At 41.5% G+C, this 18,572-nt stretch carries 17 protein-coding genes and 1 tRNA gene; 17 read left to right on the top strand and 1 reads right to left on the bottom strand.

Annotation, left to right across the window (positions count from 1 at the left end):
* Positions 1–25: 25 nt before the first annotated feature.
* The 13 genes from cysS (at position 26) to LIZ66_RS10265 (ending at position 14,479) form a co-directional block, all read left to right on the top strand.
* On the top strand, positions 26–1,435 hold the full coding sequence (gene cysS, locus LIZ66_RS10325) for a cysteine--tRNA ligase (RefSeq protein ID WP_195699902.1): 1,410 nt from the start codon (positions 26–28) through the stop codon (positions 1,433–1,435).
* Entirely contained in the window at positions 1,420–1,845 is a 426-nt protein-coding gene (locus tag LIZ66_RS10320) for a Mini-ribonuclease 3 (RefSeq protein ID WP_118579103.1), read from the top strand. The genes cysS and LIZ66_RS10320 overlap by 16 nt, the downstream gene beginning before the upstream one ends.
* Before the next feature lie 50 nt (positions 1,846–1,895).
* Positions 1,896–2,627 (top strand): 23S rRNA (guanosine(2251)-2'-O)-methyltransferase RlmB, encoded by a 732-nt coding sequence (gene rlmB / locus LIZ66_RS10315; RefSeq protein WP_195409455.1) that lies wholly within the window; start codon positions 1,896–1,898, stop codon positions 2,625–2,627.
* A gap of 14 nt (positions 2,628–2,641) precedes the next feature.
* Positions 2,642–3,223, top strand: a complete 582-nt coding sequence (sigH, locus tag LIZ66_RS10310) for an RNA polymerase sporulation sigma factor SigH (protein ID WP_118579097.1) — start codon at positions 2,642–2,644, stop codon at positions 3,221–3,223.
* Positions 3,224–3,688: 465 nt separating this feature from the next.
* Entirely contained in the window at positions 3,689–4,192 is a 504-nt protein-coding gene (locus LIZ66_RS10305) for a hypothetical protein (RefSeq protein WP_195991908.1), read from the top strand.
* A gap of 10 nt (positions 4,193–4,202) precedes the next feature.
* Positions 4,203–4,889, top strand: a complete 687-nt coding sequence (locus LIZ66_RS10300) for a hypothetical protein (RefSeq protein ID WP_173773351.1) — start codon at positions 4,203–4,205, stop codon at positions 4,887–4,889.
* Positions 4,890–4,910: 21 nt separating this feature from the next.
* Positions 4,911–5,687 carry a TasA family protein gene (locus tag LIZ66_RS10295; RefSeq protein WP_195983298.1) on the top strand — a complete coding sequence of 259 codons (777 nt, stop codon included), beginning with the start codon at positions 4,911–4,913 and terminating at the stop codon, positions 5,685–5,687.
* Between the two features lie 19 nt (positions 5,688–5,706).
* The gene (locus tag LIZ66_RS10290; RefSeq protein WP_195983297.1) at positions 5,707–7,095 is read left to right on the top strand and encodes a hypothetical protein; all 1,389 of its coding nucleotides are present in this window, start codon (positions 5,707–5,709) and stop codon (positions 7,093–7,095) included.
* Entirely contained in the window at positions 7,092–7,586 is a 495-nt protein-coding gene (locus LIZ66_RS10285; RefSeq protein ID WP_173772378.1) for a signal peptidase I, read from the top strand. Before LIZ66_RS10290 ends, LIZ66_RS10285 begins: the two co-directional genes overlap by 4 nt.
* 1 nt (position 7,587) lies before the next feature.
* Positions 7,588–8,223 (top strand): hypothetical protein, encoded by a 636-nt coding sequence (locus LIZ66_RS10280; protein WP_148462756.1) that lies wholly within the window; start codon positions 7,588–7,590, stop codon positions 8,221–8,223.
* The gene (locus LIZ66_RS10275; protein WP_227200790.1) at positions 8,220–12,317 is read left to right on the top strand and encodes an isopeptide-forming domain-containing fimbrial protein; all 4,098 of its coding nucleotides are present in this window, start codon (positions 8,220–8,222) and stop codon (positions 12,315–12,317) included. Before LIZ66_RS10280 ends, LIZ66_RS10275 begins: the two co-directional genes overlap by 4 nt.
* 166 nt (positions 12,318–12,483) lie before the next feature.
* Positions 12,484–12,556: transfer RNA gene (locus LIZ66_RS10270), tRNA-Thr, on the top strand.
* A gap of 255 nt (positions 12,557–12,811) precedes the next feature.
* Positions 12,812–14,479, top strand: a complete 1,668-nt coding sequence (locus LIZ66_RS10265; protein WP_118579073.1) for a glutamine--tRNA ligase/YqeY domain fusion protein — start codon at positions 12,812–12,814, stop codon at positions 14,477–14,479.
* A gap of 168 nt (positions 14,480–14,647) precedes the next feature.
* Here the strand turns inward: LIZ66_RS10265 and LIZ66_RS10260 are convergent, their stop codons facing one another.
* Positions 14,648–15,079: a hypothetical protein gene (locus LIZ66_RS10260; protein ID WP_148462754.1), complete on the bottom strand. Its 432-nt coding sequence runs from the start codon at positions 15,077–15,079 to the stop codon at positions 14,648–14,650.
* Positions 15,080–15,231: 152 nt separating this feature from the next.
* Between LIZ66_RS10260 and LIZ66_RS10255 the strand changes: the two genes are divergently transcribed.
* The 4 genes from LIZ66_RS10255 to LIZ66_RS10240 all read left to right on the top strand — a co-directional run.
* On the top strand, positions 15,232–15,834 hold the full coding sequence (locus tag LIZ66_RS10255) for a Maf family protein (RefSeq protein ID WP_195477772.1): 603 nt from the start codon (positions 15,232–15,234) through the stop codon (positions 15,832–15,834).
* On the top strand, positions 15,831–16,499 hold the full coding sequence (locus LIZ66_RS10250) for an HAD family hydrolase (RefSeq protein WP_195477771.1): 669 nt from the start codon (positions 15,831–15,833) through the stop codon (positions 16,497–16,499). Before LIZ66_RS10255 ends, LIZ66_RS10250 begins: the two co-directional genes overlap by 4 nt.
* Positions 16,500–16,567: 68 nt before the next feature.
* Positions 16,568–16,825 carry a glyoxalase gene (locus LIZ66_RS10245; RefSeq protein WP_195477770.1) on the top strand — a complete coding sequence of 86 codons (258 nt, stop codon included), beginning with the start codon at positions 16,568–16,570 and terminating at the stop codon, positions 16,823–16,825.
* A gap of 504 nt (positions 16,826–17,329) precedes the next feature.
* A partial coding sequence (locus LIZ66_RS10240) for a hypothetical protein (protein ID WP_330663592.1) occupies positions 17,330–18,572 on the top strand: 1,243 nt, incomplete at its 3' end.

Raw genomic sequence — 18,572 nt, 5'->3', positions numbered from 1 at the left:
GAAATTGACCGGAGGGAGAAATAAAATGAAGATTTTTAATACGCTGACCCGTCAGAAAGAGGAATTTGTACCCCTTGAAGAGGGAAAGGTAAAAATGTATGTCTGCGGACCTACTGTATACAACCTGATTCATATTGGTAATGCACGTCCAATGATCATTTTTGATACAGTCCGCCGTTATCTGGAATATAAAGGATACGAAGTAAACTATGTATCCAACTTTACAGACGTAGATGACAAAATTATCAAGAAAGCAATCGAAGAGGGAGTTTCCGCAGAAGAAATTTCCCAGAGATATATTGAAGAGTGCAAAAAGGATATGGCAGGAATGAACGTGAAGCCTGCTACTACACATCCTCAGGCAACTCAGGAAATTGACGGCATGATCAGCATGATTCAGACTCTTGTGGATAAAGGATATGCTTATGCAGTGGCAGACGGAACTGTATATTTCCGTGTAAAGAAATTTAAAGAATATGGAAAGCTTTCCCACAAAAACCTGGATGACCTGCAATCTGGATTCCGTGCACTTCAGGTATCAGGAGAGGACCAGAAAGAAGATCCGCTGGATTTCGTACTCTGGAAACCGAAGAAAGAAGGGGAACCATACTGGACTTCTCCGTGGTGCGATGGCCGTCCGGGCTGGCATATTGAGTGCTCTGTTATGTCTAAGAAATATCTTGGAGATGAGATCGATATCCATGCCGGTGGTGAGGATCTTATTTTCCCGCATCACGAGAATGAAATTGCACAGAGCGAGTGCTGCAATGATAAAATTTTTGCAAGATACTGGATGCACAATGCGTTCCTGAATATTGATAACCGTAAAATGTCCAAGTCCCTTGGAAACTTCCGTACTGTGCGTGAGATCAGCGAGCAGTATGATCTGCAGGTGCTTCGTTTCTTCATGCTGAATGCACACTACAGAAGTCCGCTGAACTTTAGTGCTGACCTTATGGAGTCTTCCAAGAATGCCCTTGAGAGAATTACAGAGGCAGCAGGACGCCTGAAAGACCGTAAGGAGAAGGCATCTGCTGTTGAACTTACTGAGGCTGAGAAGAAACTTCTTGCAGAGGCAGAAGGATATGTAAAGAAATTTGAAGAAGCAATGGAAGACGATTTCAACACAGCTGATGCGCTTGCAGCTGTATTTGAACTGGTCAAATTTGCCAATACAAATGTAACAGAAGAAAGCAGCGCCGCTTTTGCAGAAGGAATTCTTGAAATTCTTGTGAAGCTTTGTGATGTGCTTGGACTTGTTGCTGTGAAGAAAGAAGAAATTCTGGATAAAGAAATCGAAGATCTGATTGCAGAGCGCCAGGAGGCAAGAAAGGCAAAGAATTTTGCAAGAGCAGATGAGATTCGTGATGAACTCCTTGCAAAGGGAATCATTCTTAAAGATACACGTGAAGGAGTAAAATGGAAACGGGCTTAAGTGAATTAAAAGAACTGTTTGAACTGAAAGACAGGGATCTGCGAACCTATTCCCCGCTGACACTGGCTTATATTGGAGATGGTGTTTATGAACTGGTGATCCGGACAATCCTTGTTAAAAAAGGCAACTGTCCGGTGAATCAGCTTCATAAAAAGGCCAGCAGCCTGGTAAAGGCAGGAGCGCAGTCAAAGATGATGGAGCTTCTGGAACCTGATCTTACAGAAGAAGAACTGGCTGTCTATAAAAGAGGCAGAAATGCACATTCCCCTACAATGGCCAAGCATGCTACAATGGCAGATTACCGCAGGGCTACAGGCTTTGAGGCACTGATGGGATATTTGTACCTGAAAGAAGATTATTCCAGAATTGTGGAACTGGTGAGAAAAGGAATTCCGGAAGAGAATTTATAAAGAACAACAGCAATGATTTTACAAAGGCAATAAGAGACAGGAGGCTGCAAATGAGCGAGCAGATTGAAGGAAGAAATGCGGTATTAGAGGCATTTCGCTCAGGAAAATGCGTGGACAAGCTTTTTGTTCTGGACAGATGCCAGGATGGACCAGTACGCACCATTATCCGTGAGGCAAGAAAAAAAGATACGATCATTAATTTTGTACAGAAAGAGCGTCTGGATCAGTTAAGCGAGATAGGCGCCCATCAGGGCGTGATCGCGCAGGTGGCTGCATATGAATATTCCACAGTTGAGGATATTTTAAATAAAGCAAAGGAAAAAGGAGAAGCACCTTTCATTTTTCTTCTTGATGATATCGAAGATCCCCATAATCTGGGAGCTATTATCCGTACTGCCAACCTTGCAGGCGCACATGGTGTTATCATTCCGAAAAGACATGCGGCAGGGCTTACATCAACAGTTGCAAAAACTTCTGCAGGGGCTTTGAACTACACACCAGTTGCCAAGGTATCTAATCTTGGACAGACCATCGAAGAGCTGAAAAAAGAGGGTATGTGGTTTGTATGCGCAGATATGGGCGGAGATCTGATGTACAATCTGAATCTTACCGGTCCTATGGGTGTGGTAATCGGAAATGAGGGAGAGGGCGTGAGTCGTCTTGTAAAGGAAAAATGTGACTTTGTGGCAGCTATTCCTATGAAGGGAGATATTGATTCTCTGAATGCGTCTGTTGCAGCAGGAATCCTTGCCTATGAGGTGGTTCGCCAGAGAATGAAATAAAATCCGGAGGAAATATGGGAAAGTTCGATGGTGTAAGTGATGAAGAACTGATTGCCCGTCTGCGGGCTGGAGAGACAGCCATAGAAGATTATCTGATGGAGAAATATAAGGGACTGGTGCGTCAGAAAGCCCGGGCCATGTTCCTCATCGGAGGAGATACAGATGACCTGATTCAGGAAGGAATGATCGGTTTGTTTAAAGCAGTCCGGGATTTTCAGACAGATAAGGAGGCATCTTTTGCAACTTTTGCCAGAGTGTGTATTGACAGGCAGATATACAGTGCCATTCAGAATTCTAACCGCCAGAAGCACCAGCCTCTGAATTCCTATGTATCGTTGAATCAGGAGGATGAAAGCAGTCCAATCTGGGAACTGAGCGTGGAGAATCCGGAATCTATCATTATTGATCAGGAGACTACAGAGGATCTTCGGAAAAGAATTTCAGATTATTTAAGTCCTATGGAAAATAAAGTGCTGGATTTGTATCTGAAGGGAAAAGGATATGTGGAAATTGGAGGAATCCTGAATAAATCTCCAAAATCTGTTGATAATGCTCTGCAGAGAATCCGCTCCAAAATCCGCGAGGTAATAAGCTAGAGCCTTTTCTAGTCCAGGAGCTGGTACAGGAAATAGAAAAATTCTATTTCCTGTATTGACTTTTTCAAAAAACATGTTATCATATCAATTAATCAATGCGTCACAGAAGACGCGTCAATTTAATCTTTAATTCAAATTTGTTAATTCAGTTATTAAAATCCATTTAATTAATTATTGTATCTTAGAAATTGTTAAAATATTAATAATTATAGTTTCTATTTATTTCACTGATCTCAGATATATTTATAAATCAAATCTTTTATTCTTTTTACTATTTAATTTTCGAAAAAATCCCTAATGACAGATATGACCGTTCTGGTTCTTTGTAAAGGAGGTGGTACCCATGTGCTGATTTTATGGTTACTGGTCTTTTTGAGCAGTAGCTGTTTTGCAGCAGGTCTGCAAAATAACAGAAATTCCAGGAGGAAAGGAGTAAGCAGGAACGGTTCCTGCCGTGATTGATCCATGAGAAAGAAATGGATGCTGTTTGTACTAGCGTTCTGCCTTTTGGCGGGAGCAGCAGGTTCTATGGTGTATGCCTATTTAATTGACCGCCAGGAAACTGTTAACAGGATAAAGATAGTGGAGAATAAGACACACATTGAAGAAGAGTTTGATCCTCCGGCCGATCCTGGACCAGGATCGGTCATAAAGAAAAAGCCATGTATTGTAAATGATTCTGTGATTCCGGTATATGTCCGGGTCAGGGTAGTATTCAGCAATCTGGATGCACAGGCGCAGTGTGAGCCTCTTAAGATAAAAGACAGTTGGAAAACAGGAGAAGACGGATACTATTATTATCAGAAACAGCTTCAGCCAGGACAGCGAACAGATACGGTTTTTGATAATATTGTTATAAAAAACATAGTAAAAAAAGAAGATTTAGTTCCATTTGATATTCTTGTGTATGAAGAGTCGGTTCAGAGCGAAGGATTTTCTTCTCCGGAAGAAGCCTTTGCAAGACTGTAAGGAGGTGCACATGAAAAAAATGAAAAAGGCAGCACTGATCTTTGGAACCGGGTTATGTCTGGCTGTGGGAACTGGCGGCACACTTGCTTATCTTGGTGACACAGGACAAGTTGCAAACAGGCTGACATTTGCCGGGGAAAAAGGCCTGGATGCAGTTCTTACAGAGCCGTCATGGAATCCACAGAAAGGATTACTTACTGTTCCAGGTTCTTCTGTTGCAAAAGATCCTCAGATAACCAATACATCAGAACTGAATATGAATGAGCTTGCAGCATTGAAATGTGAGTTCGTTTACAGTCAGAATTGCCCGGATAAGAGCAAAAGAGGAAAAGTCTTAAGCGCTCAGGATATGGAAAAAGTAGTCCAGGTTTATACCATTGATTATAACAGTGATGATGCCGCTAAAGGAGAATGGGTGCGATTTGCTGATCAGAAAAAGACAGACCCTGTACAGTATTTTTACTACTCGAAAGTTTTGAAAAGGAACCTGAATGGTACAGGAGAAACAACTGTTCCTCTATTTACAAAGGTCTGGGTGGATAAAAAGGTAAATAACCGCAGGCAGACCTGGATTCAGGAAATGGGCGGGGTGGAAATTAAGATTTCCGGACAGATTCTTCAGCAGATGACAGGAGAAGAATATTTTGGTCTTAACAATCCAAAAAGTGCGTATGAAGCAGGATTGTTTCATTTTTAATGAGAGAAAGGAAGAGAAAATATGAAAATGAGCAGAGGAAAAAGAAATGTATTATTTGCGGGAGTACTTTCATATGCCATGTTATTTGGAATTGGAAACACAATGGCTTATTTCACGGAAAATTCTGTGCAGACCAATGTTTTTACCACAGGGGACCTTGATATTGGTCTGAAAGAACCGGACTGGGATCCAAATGAAAACGATGGAAAGAATATGTATCCGGGATACACGGTATACAAAAATCCAACTGTAAAGAACATCACCTCCGACAAAAACGGGGACGAGCCCTGTTATGTGAGAATGAGTGTGGACATTCTGAATAGTCAGGGGACACCGATCACAGACGATCAGGCGTTGAATCTGATTTATAAAACCATTTATTTTGATAAGACTTTTACCGGTGGATATGACAAAAAAGAAGGTAAGGCTACCGGACTGATTCAGGATAGGATTCCTGGCTACAACCTTGCACAGCTGGCAGCCTATCCAATGGTAAATCCATTGTGGACAAAGGACACGGCACGCTCCACTGCTTCAAAACTTGTTTTCAATTATATGGGAGCAAAAGGGGATGGAATTTTAAATATTGGAGAGGAGTCTACCCTGTTTACCAATATTGCGATTCCTACAGACTGGAACCAGACACAGATGCAGAAAGTTGGAAATTATCAGCTGAAAGTAACAGCACAGGCAATTCAGAGCAAAGGATTTGCTACCCAGTCAGAAGCTTACCGCATGTTGGATGAAGAAATTAAAGGAGGAACCTTGCAGGAAATAAACCGCGGCAGTGAGAACTGATCAGAAAGGAAGAGATACCATGAAGAAGCATAAGTGCACAAGTATCTGCATAACTGTGGTGGCAGTACTGCTGCTTGCATGCGGTACTGCGCTGGCTGCCTGGAATGTATCTGAATATGCAGTAAATCTGCTGTCCATGTCCTCTTACAAAAATTCCATACAGGAAAATTATGTAAGGCCAGATCATGTAGATCCGGGACAGAAAGTGGTGAAAGAGGTAAATATAAAAAATGAAGGAACTGTGGATTCCTTTGTCCGGATAAAAATTGGAAGAGTGTTTGGGAGTATCAGTGAAACCGGTCAGTTTCTGGAAAATCGGGAACTGGATCCTGAGATGATCGAAATTCATTACAACACCGATCTCTGGAAGCTGTGTGAGGACGGCTACTGGTACTATAAGGATGTATTGCCGGCAGGAAAAACCACGAAAAAGCCTCTGATGGACAGCTACTATCTCTCTGAAAAAGCAGACAACCGTTATAAGAACAAAGAGGCAAAAATTATTGTAAATCTGGAGAGTATACAGGCAGAGAGCGGCGAAATGAAAGCAATATGGGGGAAAAATGAGAAGGATCTTGGAATTACCTATCAGCCATGTACTTGCGAAGTTGTTACCAGTGTGATTTTTGACAAAAATCATAAGTTGATCATTGGCGGCGAGAAAACAGATCTGTTTGCAAATTTTAAGAACCTGCAGCCTGGATGTACAAGAAGCCAGACAATAAGGCTTGCTAATAACTCGGATTTAAACATTAAGATGAGCCTTCGGGCGGAAGCTGCCAAACAGAACAAGTACAGCAAAAAGAATCTGGAGCTGATACGGAAGCTTCTTACCAGTTATGCAAAGATTGAAATTCTGGAGAACAATAAAGTTCTTTATCATGGAACTGTAGATGGAAATCTGACGAAAAAAGGCTGGAGCATGAAAAAAGACATTTCCCTTGGTGAGTTTAAACCAGGAGCAGGAAAAAATCTGATTGTAAAATTGTCTTTAAGTGAAGAGATGGATAATGAATATCAGGAACTGTTGGGAAAAGTGAAATGGGTATTTTCTGCGAGTCAGGCCTCTTCGGATTCATCTTCCGGTCAAAATGGAAATGGTGACCGGGGGCACAATGACGATGAGAACAATGGAGATGACGGAAATAACGGAAATAACGGCGGAAGTGGAAATAAAAGCGGAAATGGAAAGCATGGCGAAAACGGAAACAGTGGTGGAAGTGGATACAACGGTGGAGGGGAAAGCTTAAATGGAGCAGCAGGAGAAAAAGTGTATGCAACTGCGTCTGCAAGCCCTAAAACCGGAGATAACACAAATCTGCTGGCAAGATGGTTTGCGCTATTTGCAGCTGCAGTGGTTCTTGCAGTAACTGCAAGAAAACTGTACAGAAAGGAAAAAGACAGATGAGATTAAAAATCTGGGGAAAAGGTCTGTTGAAAATCATATGGGTGATTTTTGTCATTTTGTTAGTCGGACTTTCGTTTCCCCAGATATATGGCATGAAATGTTACAGCGTAATGTCTGGAAGCATGAGCCCTGATTTGCCAGTTGGAAGTGCCATATATGTGAAGGAAAAGGAGCCGGAAAAAGTAGAAAAAGGGGAGATCATTACATTTACCACAGAACAAGGGAGAACAATGATTACACACCGGGTAGCTGAAAACAATAAGGAAAAGCATTTTTTTGTAACAAAAGGGGATTCCAATCAATATCAGGATACAAAACCGGTAAAGTGGGAAAATCTGCAGGGCACGGTTGTATTTTGCATCCCTTTTGCCGGATATGTGCTGAACTTTACAGGAAGCAGAACGGGTAAAATTGCGGCAGTCTTTTTCCTGTTTGCAATTTATCTGGCAACAGAAATTTTTGAAGGGCAGACAAAAAGGAGAGTGAGATAAGTTGAGGAAAAAAAGAAGCTTTTTGGCAGTTATGGGGCTGCTTGTCGGAACTATGTCTTTTGCCGGGGGAACAGCTGCGTATTTAAGCAAATCCGCCGGCGAAGTAAAGAATGTTTTTACGGCAGGATCTGTAAAGGCGCAGCTTACAGAAGCCCACTGGGATACGCAAAAAGCGTCAAAGGTTTATCCAGGTCAGATCCTGGAAAAAGATCCGGTTGTAAAAAATATAGGGGAAAACAGTGCAAATGTTTTTCTGGAGGTAAATGTTCCTATGAGAAGTATAGCTGTTCTGGATGGCAGTACAGGCAGAAAAACAATAAGAGAAAACAGAGAATTGTTTACATTTCAGGCAGACGAGACGAAGTGGACTCTTCTTTATCAGGAGAAAACCTCAGGAAACAAAAAATATATTTACGGCTATAAAAGTGTTTTGAACCCAGGAGAATCCACTACACCGCTATTTCGAAAACTTGCTGCTGTTTCCTATTTAGAGGGGGAATTGGATGCAAGTGTAAGCTATGATGTACCTGTGATTGCCAGCGTTATTCAGGAACAGGATGGAAGCAAAACCATGAAAGAAATCTATCAGGAATATTTGAAACAGGCTGATATTGACCAGAAGGAGGCGAGGGGATGAGAAAAAGAAATCTGAAAAAAACTATATTGGCCGCGGCTCTGGCTGTGCCTGTAGCGTTCTCCTATCCTGGCTGGGCAGTAAGGGCACAGGAAGATGAGAAGGTGTCAACTGAAACGGAAGCGCAGGAAGTAATGCAAGACAATACAGCGCCTGAAGAAGCTGAATGTGAAGAAAATCCTGCTCATGATGAAATGGATGGGGCAGAAACAGATAGTACAGAAACAGACAGTACAGAAGCCGACAGGAATGTTTCAGAAGAGGAGAAATTTTTTCAGAGTGGACTGATTGCAAATGAGGATGGAGAATTTTTGTCTTCTTTGGAGGAAATGGAAACTTCAGGAGAGGATTCCATGTTTTTTCAAGATGGTCTGGAAGTGCTTGAAGATGGCAGCACAGATGACTTGATTGATGCATATGTTGCTCCGGAAAATTATGCACAGGAAGGAACTCCTGTAAGAGAAGGAAAGGGCGGTTTTACCGCTGTTGCAAATGGAAGTACGCTTTTCAGCAGCAAATATACAAGACTTGGCTGGAATGCGGATACCCAGGTTTATTCATGGAACAATGCAGGAAATGACGTTATTTCAGGAATGAAGCAGGGAGCAATGGTAGAGGGACCGTATTTTGTTCCACTTAATAACAATGCAAAAGGAAAATTTGGTTTTCGTGTTACACATGTAGGATACAATAAAGAAGCAAATACGAAGGTAGACCTTCTTCTTACCTGTAATAATTATCAGGATTATACCTACGATTACAAGGGAAATAAAATAACGGGAATTTATCCTATGTTTGGTGTCAGCAATTCAAATGAATTGTGGATCAGCTTTAAGGATGAGCTCTCTGCACAGGAAATCAAAATTGATATTGTAAAAAGCGGTACAGATATTCCGGTTGCAGGCAACTATCGTTTTCGATGGCTGGATATTGATTTGTACCAGAGATTTGGAATCAATCTTCAGAATGGTTCTATAGGACACCGGTATGCGACAACTGATTCTGTAGTAAATGTAGTGAAGAAAACTTTATTTTCCAAAAACTTTGAAGTTCTTACCGCACCGGCACCTGCCGTTGACGGAGAGATTCCGCAAAATACAGTTGTTTATGAGCTGGACAATTCATCCGGCTTCTATCTGGCAATTCTGCGGCCTGGTTGCGGAGCTTATTCTATTGAAACAGCAAGCAGGATCAAAAGTGTATTTGCTGATGTACAGACTGGAACCTGTAAAACGTCTGCCGGACTTAACTGGGATGCGAAAGGCTATGGTCCGGTAGAGTATCCTGGCCTTGTAAAAAAGACTGGAAATACACTGGCTTCCCAGGGAACGTCAAACACCTTGTCTGACAGTACCTCGGAATTTTATTATACCTTGCAGACAGATATCCCGGAAGAGCATTCAGCGTATTATTACAGCTCTTGCGAAGTCAGTGATACCCTGCCGGCAGGAGTCGATTTCGCTGGTTACGCAGCTGTAAAGATGCTGCCTTCAGAGAATGATGTAACCTCATGGTTTAGTATTTCTACAGATGGGGATGTGATAAATTTTCAGGCTACACAGGCAGCATTGTCACAGGCGGACTTTTATGGAAAAACATATGAGTTTCAGATAAAAGTGAGAATGGATCCTACTGAAATAACACCGGTTTACAGTGGTGACAGTTACCGTTATGAGGTAAAAAATAAGGCTTCGATTACCTGTCAGCATATAAATGGGCTCGCAGGAACTTCCTGGTCAGATGAAGTGACTACAGATTGTACAAGATATAAAAACAAAGTAGTGAATGCCTCTGTAAAGAAGTATACTGCCAATTTGCAGGATGGGGTATGGAGAGAAGACCTTCTTCTTCCAGGTCCGGACAGTGAGTATAAATATAAACTGAATATAAATGTGCCGGATAATGAATTTGGCGGGTATATGACCAGAATGGAAATTGCAGATACATTGCCTGCGGGAGCAGAATTGACAGCTGCAACAGCGGAGGTTTATGAAAACGGGCAGAACAGAGTGGATGGACGGTTCCAGATATCTGTAAATGGAAAGAACATTACCTTAAAGGCAACAGAAGCTGCTCTTGGTGACAGAGGATTTTATGGGAAATCCTATGATGTGATTTTTAACGCCAGAATGGTACCAGGAGAGATTTCCTGTACTTATAACGGAACTGTAGCTTCTTATGTGACCAGCAATCATTTTACTGTTACGACACAGCATAAAGGAGACTCGCAGGCTGTAACAATTACCTCGAACAATGTTGCAGATAGGGCAAGCGTAAACAGAACCGAACCAAAGAATCCTCAAAAATGGATTCTAAGGGAAAATCAGAGAATAGTTACTGCAGAGTATAATGGCAGAGATTTTGAAAGTGTGTTTGAAATTGTTCAGGAAATTCCTTCCAATAAAAGAGAATGGAAAATTTCCAAATTTAAAATCCAGGATACTTTGGCAGACTGTTTTGAACTGAAAGGGGTTCAGATATATCTTGATCAGACAGTAGAAGCTTCATTTGGCGCTTCTGACAGTGTACGCGGAGATTGGAGTCTGAATGTTGCTGGAAATTCGATTACCTTGTCTTCTGTGGCAGAATTGCCAGAGCGCTGTTATGGAAAATCCGTGCGTCTTTTACTTACTGTTGGATTGAAGAGTAACAGTAACTTACAGCAGTACTATGTAGCAAATCAAAATCCGGATGTACTGGAAGCCCATATATACAATATTGCTACAAGTACTTTTAACTGGATCGGAGGAGAACCTTCTTCCACATCAAAAAATACAGAAAAGACCAGGGTGATTGTAAAGGAAAAAGTTCCAAAAGGTCATATTACTATAAGAAAAGTGGATGAGACAGGAAAGGCACTGCAGAATGGAAAATTTCAGATCACAGCTTTGGAGGACATCCGTTCTGCTTCTGGAAATATTTTGCTGAGAGCTGGGACTGTAGCAGATACTATAGTAACGGATAGAAATGGAACAGCCATTTCAAAAGATATTTATCTTGGAAAATATAAGGTAAGTGAGGTAAGACCACCGGAGGGATATGCAATCAGCCGGCAGGTATTTGAGGCGAATTTAAGCAAAACAGAGCCTGAAAAAGCGATCCTTGTCAGAAATCAGAAAATGCATCTGTACATCAAAAAAGTAACAGAAACGGAAGAAGCAGGAGGAAATCGTCCTCCTATTGAAGGCGTAAAATTCCGTTTATGGGAAAGCAGTGCAAATGCAGATTCGGCGGGAACAACATACACAACAAACAAAAACGGATTAATAAAATTGGAAGGGCTGTCACCTGCAACATATTGTATACAGGAGACAGCAGTACCTGCCGGATATGTTTTAGATAACACAGTTTATAAATTTACTGTGGATGCAAATGGATTGGTAAAGAATGAGCAAGGTTATACAATGGTAATTGAAAACCGTTATATAAAAGCGGAATTTTTAAAGACGGATAAGGTGACAGGTGAAGCTGTTGCAGGAGCTGTTATGCAGTTGACGGATAAAAGCGGAAAAGTGATCGACACCTGGACGTCCGGGAAAACTGCTCATAGGATTAATAAACTGCCAGCCGGAGAATATGTACTTACAGAAATAACAGCTCCTTCCGGTTACAAAAAAGGAAAAACGGTGATTTGTACGGTAAAAAGTACATCTGGAGTTCAGAAGTTCCAGATGACAGATGTGAAGATGGTGACTCTTACAATAAACAAAATTCTTCATGGAGATGAAATTGTCTGGGGACAGGGAAATCCGGCCTTTACATTCACGGTGAAAGGAACAGATCTGGATGGAGAAGAACGTATTTACTCTAAAACTGTGGAATTTACAAAAGAAAACACAGACACCCGGGCAGATGTAAGCAAAAGGGCTGTATTCGCACTTCCGGCAGGGAAATACCAGGTTCAGGAGAGTAAAGTTATGCGGTATAAACTGGAGAAAATTGACCAGGTAGTAAATGGAACTGTACAGGGAAATACTGTTCAGTTTGATCTGTCTGGAAATCAGAATGGGACCGCTTCCTTTACAAACAAGAAAAGCGGAGATGGTTTACTGACAGATACAGATTATGTGCGGAATATTGTTATTCCTGAAAAATGAAAAATGCAGTATAGCAGTACCTGCCAGGTTGCAGCGGCAGGTGCTGCAGCAAAAAATTTTAATTATTTTATATTTTTTGAAAAAATTTGAAAATAGGTGTTGACAATAAGATAACCTTCTGGTAATATAATCAACTGTGAGCGGCAGAAATGCCGGACATGAGAGTGCTGATGTGGCTCAGTCGGTAGAGCGTCGCCTTGGTAAGGCGGAGGTCACGGGTTCGATTCCCGTCATCAGCTCTTTTTAATCCCTGATTATATATCAGGGATTTTTTTGTAGCATAAATTAATATACTCTCATAGATAGGGATAAAAATCAACAATTTTTTAAGAAAAACTTTTAAAATGCACCTATTTATGATAAGATAAATCATCAAAGAACAGAACATGTTTGAGAAATTATTCCCGATACACATATTGAAGAAAATTTTTTAACATGCTCTGACAGATATTGGAATTTATGCTATAAAAGAGTTGATATCAGGAGGAAGAACCATGGAGAACGAAAAGGTTTCCAAAAATTTTATTGAGAATATCATTGATAAAGACCTGGCAGAAGGAGTTTATGACACCGTTCATACACGTTTTCCGCCAGAGCCAAACGGTTATCTTCATATAGGACATGCCAAATCCATTCTTTTAAATGCCGGACTGGCGAAAGAGTACAATGGTAAATTCAACATGCGTTTTGATGATACCAATCCGACTAAGGAGAAATCTGAGTTTGTTGAGTCCATTAAAGCCGATATAAAATGGCTGGGAGCTGACTGGGAGGACAGACTGTTCTTTGCTTCCGATTATTTCGGACAGATGTATGAAGCCGCAGTAAAACTGATTAAAAAGGGTAAGGCATATGTCTGCGATTTAACTGCGGACCAGATCAGAGAATATCGTGGAACTTTAAAGGAGCCTGGCAAAGAGAGTCCGTATCGCAACAGAACTGTAGAAGAGAATCTTCAGCTTTTTGAAGAGATGAAAGAAGGCAAATATGCTGATGGTGAGAAAGTTCTGAGAGCAAAGATTGACATGGCTTCTCCAAACATGAACATGCGAGATCCGGTTATCTATCGTGTAGCTCATGTAAGCCATCACAGAACAGGAGATACCTGGTGTATTTACCCGATGTATGATTTTGCTCATCCTATTGAGGATGCAATTGAGGGAATTACACATTCCATTTGTACTCTGGAATTTGAAGATCACAGACCATTATATGACTGGGTTGTAAGAGAACTGGAATATCCACATCCTCCGAAGCAGATTGAGTTTGCAAAGCTGTATCTGACGAATGTAGTAACAGGTAAGCGTTATATTAAGAAGCTGGTAGAGAATGGAATTGTTGACGGATGGGATGATCCAAGACTGGTATCTATTTCCGGTTTACGTCGCCGTGGTTACACACCTGAATCTATTCAGAAGTTTGTGGAACTTTGTGGTGTATCCAAAGCTGACAGTTCAGTAGACTATGCAATGCTCGAGTACTGTATCCGTGAGGATCTGAAATTAAAGGCTCCTCGCTATATGGCAGTCCTTGATCCGATCAAACTGATCATTGACAATTATCCGGAAGGACAGGTGGAATATCTGGATGCTCCGAACAATATGGAAAATGAAGCCCTTGGTAGCAGAAAGGTTCCATTTGGAAAGGAACTTTATATTGAAAGAGAAGACTTTATGATCGATCCTCCAAAGAAATACAAACGACTTTTCCTTGGTACGGAAGTTCGTCTTATGAATGCATATTTTGTTACATGCACAGGTTTCGAGGCATTGGATGATGGAACAGTTACTGCTGTACATTGTACTTATGATCCGGAAACAAAGGGCGGAAATGCACCTGACGGACGTAAAGTAAAAGGAACCATTCACTGGGTTGAAGCGTCAAATGCAGGTAAGGTTCCGGTACGTCTTTATGAGAATATCGTAGATGAGGAAAAGGGTGTTTATGATAAAGAGACAGGAGAACTGAATCTGAACCCGAATTCTCTTATAGAGATGTCTGCTTATGTTGAACCAGAGCTTCTGAAAGCCAAAGGACTGGATAGTTACCAGTTTGTAAGAAATGGCTTTTATTGTGCAGACATTCATGATTCCAAAGAAGGGGCACCGGTATTTAACCGTATTGTTTCTCTTAAGAGTTCATTTAAACTTCCAAAAGCGTAAAAGAAACCCCCACGGAAAATTATATTCAAATTGCCGTGGGGGTTTTTGCAATAGAAAATTCTGTTGGAACTTCTTCTTGCAAAGTGAAATCTAAATACTGTCAACGAAAGTGGCAAGCCTGATTGTCACTATTTGTAAAATGTGGAATAATTATGAATTTACCTGCAATTAATCAATGTGGATAGAAGCTTCTTCTTCGTCCTGCTCTTTCTCAGCTTCAGCAAGTTCTTCCTCGAATTTATCTTCATCTTTCGCTGCTTTTTCAAGAGCATCGGCTATAGCATTATCCTGCTCTTCTGCATTTTCAGCAGAATCCTCTTCTGTATCCTCTGAACTTTCTTGTGAATCAGGCTCCTCAGAGCCTTCGGTTTCATCATCTTTTTCATCTTCGGAAGTAGCTTCCCAGGTTACGAAATCTTCGTGGACATCCTTTGCTTCAGGCTGCTCGTCATCTTCCTGCTCATCTTCAAAATCATCTTCAAGGTCAGCTGCCTCTTCCAAAGCATGTCTTTTGGCAAAAGCTGCTGCTACGGCACCGGCTACTGCTGCTGTTGCTGCTCCGAGTGCAACCATTCCCCAATATTTGTTAATCTTAGCCATATTGTCTGCTCCTTTCGGTATTTTCCATCTGTCTAAACAAAGCTTAATGGAGTTGTCTATATTGTAATACTTTTTACGCAAAAAGAAAAGAAAAAAATCGTTGCACCCATATAAATGGAGGGTTATACTGTTAAGACAGAAAAGGAGAGATTATGGAGAAAATTGTTTTGGCTTCGGGGTCCCCACGAAGAAAGGAACTGCTTGCAAGAACCGGTGTGGTTTTTTCTGTGGTTGTAAGCAATGGGGAAGAGAAAACCAACCTGACAGATCCAGCGGAAACGGTGGAAAAGCTTTCGCAGGATAAAGCAATATCGGTTGCAGACAGACTTGAAAATGAAAGTGAACCTTGTCTGATCATTGGTGCGGATACCGTAGTTGCATTTGAAGGAAAGATTCTTGGAAAGCCGTCAGATGAAGAAGATGCATTAGATACATTGTTAAAACTTCAGGGGAAATCCCATCAGGTCTATACCGGTGTAACCCTTCTTGTAAAAGAACAGGGTATCTGGAAGCCTTATACTTTCAGTGAAAGGACCGATGTTGAATTTTATCCTGTTTCCAGGAAAGAGCTTCTGGAATATATAAAAACAGGGGAGCCTATGGATAAAGCAGGAAGCTATGGAATCCAGGGGAAATTTGGAATTTACGTAAAAGGAATCCACGGAGACTACAATAATGTGGTTGGGCTTCCTGTAGGAAGACTGGTTTATGAACTTAAGAAAATGAAAATCAATATAAGGGGAATGAGAAAATGATAAAAGCATGTATTTTTGATCTGGACGGAACTTTAGCCTACACGTTGGATTCCATGGCTGTTGTAGGAAATGAAGTTGTAAAAAAATACGGTTTGAAACCAATGCCTATAGAAAATTACAGATACTATTGCGGAAACGGTGCTGACATGCTGGTAAAAAGACTTCTGGTCGATGCAGGAGATCCGGAATTGCTGCACTATGAGGAAGCAAGAGCGTTATATAGAAAAGAATTTGATAAAGACCCATTTTACAAAATACAGCATTATCCGGGAATGCCGGAAACCTTAAAAGAGTTGAAAAAAAGAGGCGTGAAGCTGGGGGTGTGTTCAAATAAACCACATGAAGCAGCCGTGAAAGTGGTGGAAAGAATGTTTGGGTCTCAGATTTTTGATGCAGTTATGGGACAAAGTGATTCTGTAAGAAAGAAACCAGCACCAGATGGTCCGCTTAAAATTGCGGAGCAGTTTGGAATTAAGCCAGAAGAGTGTATGTATCTGGGAGACTCCGGAACAGACATGCAAACTGGAAAAGCAGCCGGAATGTACACGGTAGGTGTTTTGTGGGGATACAGGGAAAAAGAAGAACTGCTGAAAAATGGAGCGGACTATCTTGTGGATTCTCCAGAGGATATTCTTGATTTATATGAGGAAAAATGCGAAGAGTAAAATTTTGATAACTATTTAGCAGACTCTAAACAGTTATAACTTTTATTATAAAACAGGAGGTCGGAAAAATGTATACAGAGGAGTGTATTCAGACATTTTTGGAAAAACAGGAGCAGCTTTTTGATGAACCGGTTGCAGAAACTTACGAAGAAGCAGAGGAATTCCTGGAGGATTGCATGGCTGTAGTTGCAGATTCTATTGACGAAGTGCGAAAATATCTGTCTGGAATGGGTGCAGATGTGGATGGCATGAGTAAAGAAGAATTAGAAGAAGCAAGTGAAGTATTTGCCCTTCCAGATGGAAAATATCTGATTGTGGAGGGATGATCTTTAGAAGCAGAGGTTTGCAGCTGCAGAGTAACTGACTTTCACATAAGGTGATGAAAATGGCGAAAAGGCAGTATGTCCGGTTGGAATTCCGAACAGTTATCGGATAAATTCATATTACATAAGTATAAAATCAGGTTGCTATAATGACACTAAACAAGAGAACATAATGTGTTACTGTTCAGAAGAGAAGATACATCCCATAAGATGTTTTCCGGAGAAAGAAGTGACCAGCAACTATCGCGTTATGGTTCACTGGCAATGTTCCGCGAGGTGTTTTTTGTAAACAAATTTCACAGAAAACCCGAGAATCTGGGCGCGGAATCATGCGGATGCATGATTCCTGTGCAGCGCGAAGTGGTTGCGGTGCGCGGAGCGAACAGTAGCACTGTCACATGTACTGTAAGAATTACAATAAAATAAAAGTGCTTGTGAAAATGTTTAAAATATGTTACAATAATGTTACAGGTCAGCCTAAAAGGGGAATGTAAAGGAGGATGGCATATGAGACCTAGGAAAATTATAGCAATGGTCATGACTTTTCTTATGATGCTTTCATTGCTTCCGTCTCTGGTATTTGCGGCAGCAGCACCAGAGGGAGAACTTGGAGGTCAGCTTAAGATTAAGGGAACTGCAGCTGTAGGCTCTGAGCTTAGCGCCGATTATGAAAAGGTTACACCGGAAGGACTTACAGACGATTATGTAACGTTCAGCTGGTCAAGAAAAGTTGGAGATCAGCTTACTGAAGTAGGCACTGAGAAGACCTATAAGCTTGTTGATGAAGATCTTGGAAATAAGATCGAGCTGAAAATTACCGGAAAGGCCGAAATGGGCATAACCGGAGAACTGAAAGTAAATACAGTTGAAATTGTGGCTACACCGGAAGAAGCTCCGGAAGAGACAACAGAGCTTCCAGAGGGAGAGCAGGAGGCTGCACCGACAGAGGAAACCCCTGTTCAGGAGATCGCAGCAGAGGATACACCTGCGGAAGGTTCCCAGACAGATGAGAACACACAGCCGGCTCAGGATGTAGCAGAAGATACACAAACCGAGGAAGTAATTGACATTGGTGCTGATGAACCAACTGATTCTTCCGCTGATGTTATGCAGCCGGCAGATGGACAGGACACAGAGAATTCTGCTGACAATTCCCAGTCTGAGATCACTACAGATGACAGTGTGATTAACATTGGAACAGAAGGCTATCTGGAAGTTCCTGAGAATGGACAGGCTGAGGATGCAAATCAGGGAGCTTCAGCTGAATCCCCTGCCCAGCAGAAACCTGTGTATACAGCAGAAATTGTTGCAGAAAATACTGCAGAAGATGGTACTGCAGTACTTGATTTTGGAACCGTAAATGCAGGCTTCACACAGGAAAATGCAAACTCTTCCATGACTAAGAATGTAACTGTTAAGAATACTGGCAACAGCACTCTTAATTTCAAAGAAATCAGTCCGGAACATTTTATGGTAAAGGATCTGGGTTCTCTTGCGGCTGGAGAATCAGTTGATGCATGGGTTATGCCAAGAGAAGGTACAGCTGTTGGAGAATACAGTGATACGATCACTTATGAAACAGAGGAAGGTGTAAAGGTTTCCTTTATTGCAAAGCTTACAGTAGCTGAGCAGAAGCAGGATGATACGAATACAGATCAGCAGCCAGCAGAGAAACCAGCTGCACCGGAAACTACCCCGGAAGTGACACCAGAGGTAACTCCAGAAGTGACACCAGAAGTCACTCCGGAAG

The sequence above is a fragment of the Blautia faecis genome (assembly GCF_020554845.1).
GTDB lineage: Bacteria > Bacillota > Clostridia > Lachnospirales > Lachnospiraceae > Blautia_A > Blautia_A faecis.
Note: the sequence above shows the minus strand (reverse complement) of the source record. Positions and strands in the feature narration are given on the sequence as shown.

What these genes read in the sequence shown, in the direction of transcription:
- LIZ66_RS10250 (WP_195477771.1), top strand. Translation starts at nt 15,831, where the DNA reads ATGATAAAAGCATGTATTTTTGATCTGGACGGAACTTTAGCCTACACG.
- LIZ66_RS10245 (WP_195477770.1), top strand. Translation starts at nt 16,568, where the DNA reads ATGTATACAGAGGAGTGTATTCAGACATTTTTGGAAAAACAGGAGCAG.
- LIZ66_RS10275 (WP_227200790.1), top strand. Translation starts at nt 8,220, where the DNA reads ATGAGAAAAAGAAATCTGAAAAAAACTATATTGGCCGCGGCTCTGGCT.
- sigH (WP_118579097.1), top strand. Translation starts at nt 2,642, where the DNA reads ATGGGAAAGTTCGATGGTGTAAGTGATGAAGAACTGATTGCCCGTCTG.
- LIZ66_RS10265 (WP_118579073.1), top strand. Translation starts at nt 12,812, where the DNA reads ATGGAGAACGAAAAGGTTTCCAAAAATTTTATTGAGAATATCATTGAT.
- LIZ66_RS10285 (WP_173772378.1), top strand. Translation starts at nt 7,092, where the DNA reads ATGAGATTAAAAATCTGGGGAAAAGGTCTGTTGAAAATCATATGGGTG.
- rlmB (WP_195409455.1), top strand. Translation starts at nt 1,896, where the DNA reads ATGAGCGAGCAGATTGAAGGAAGAAATGCGGTATTAGAGGCATTTCGC.
- LIZ66_RS10295 (WP_195983298.1), top strand. Translation starts at nt 4,911, where the DNA reads ATGAAAATGAGCAGAGGAAAAAGAAATGTATTATTTGCGGGAGTACTT.
- LIZ66_RS10290 (WP_195983297.1), top strand. Translation starts at nt 5,707, where the DNA reads ATGAAGAAGCATAAGTGCACAAGTATCTGCATAACTGTGGTGGCAGTA.
- LIZ66_RS10305 (WP_195991908.1), top strand. Translation starts at nt 3,689, where the DNA reads ATGAGAAAGAAATGGATGCTGTTTGTACTAGCGTTCTGCCTTTTGGCG.
- LIZ66_RS10320 (WP_118579103.1), top strand. Translation starts at nt 1,420, where the DNA reads ATGGAAACGGGCTTAAGTGAATTAAAAGAACTGTTTGAACTGAAAGAC.
- LIZ66_RS10300 (WP_173773351.1), top strand. Translation starts at nt 4,203, where the DNA reads ATGAAAAAAATGAAAAAGGCAGCACTGATCTTTGGAACCGGGTTATGT.
- LIZ66_RS10260 (WP_148462754.1), bottom strand. Translation starts at nt 15,079, where the DNA reads ATGGCTAAGATTAACAAATATTGGGGAATGGTTGCACTCGGAGCAGCA.
- cysS (WP_195699902.1), top strand. Translation starts at nt 26, where the DNA reads ATGAAGATTTTTAATACGCTGACCCGTCAGAAAGAGGAATTTGTACCC.
- LIZ66_RS10255 (WP_195477772.1), top strand. Translation starts at nt 15,232, where the DNA reads ATGGAGAAAATTGTTTTGGCTTCGGGGTCCCCACGAAGAAAGGAACTG.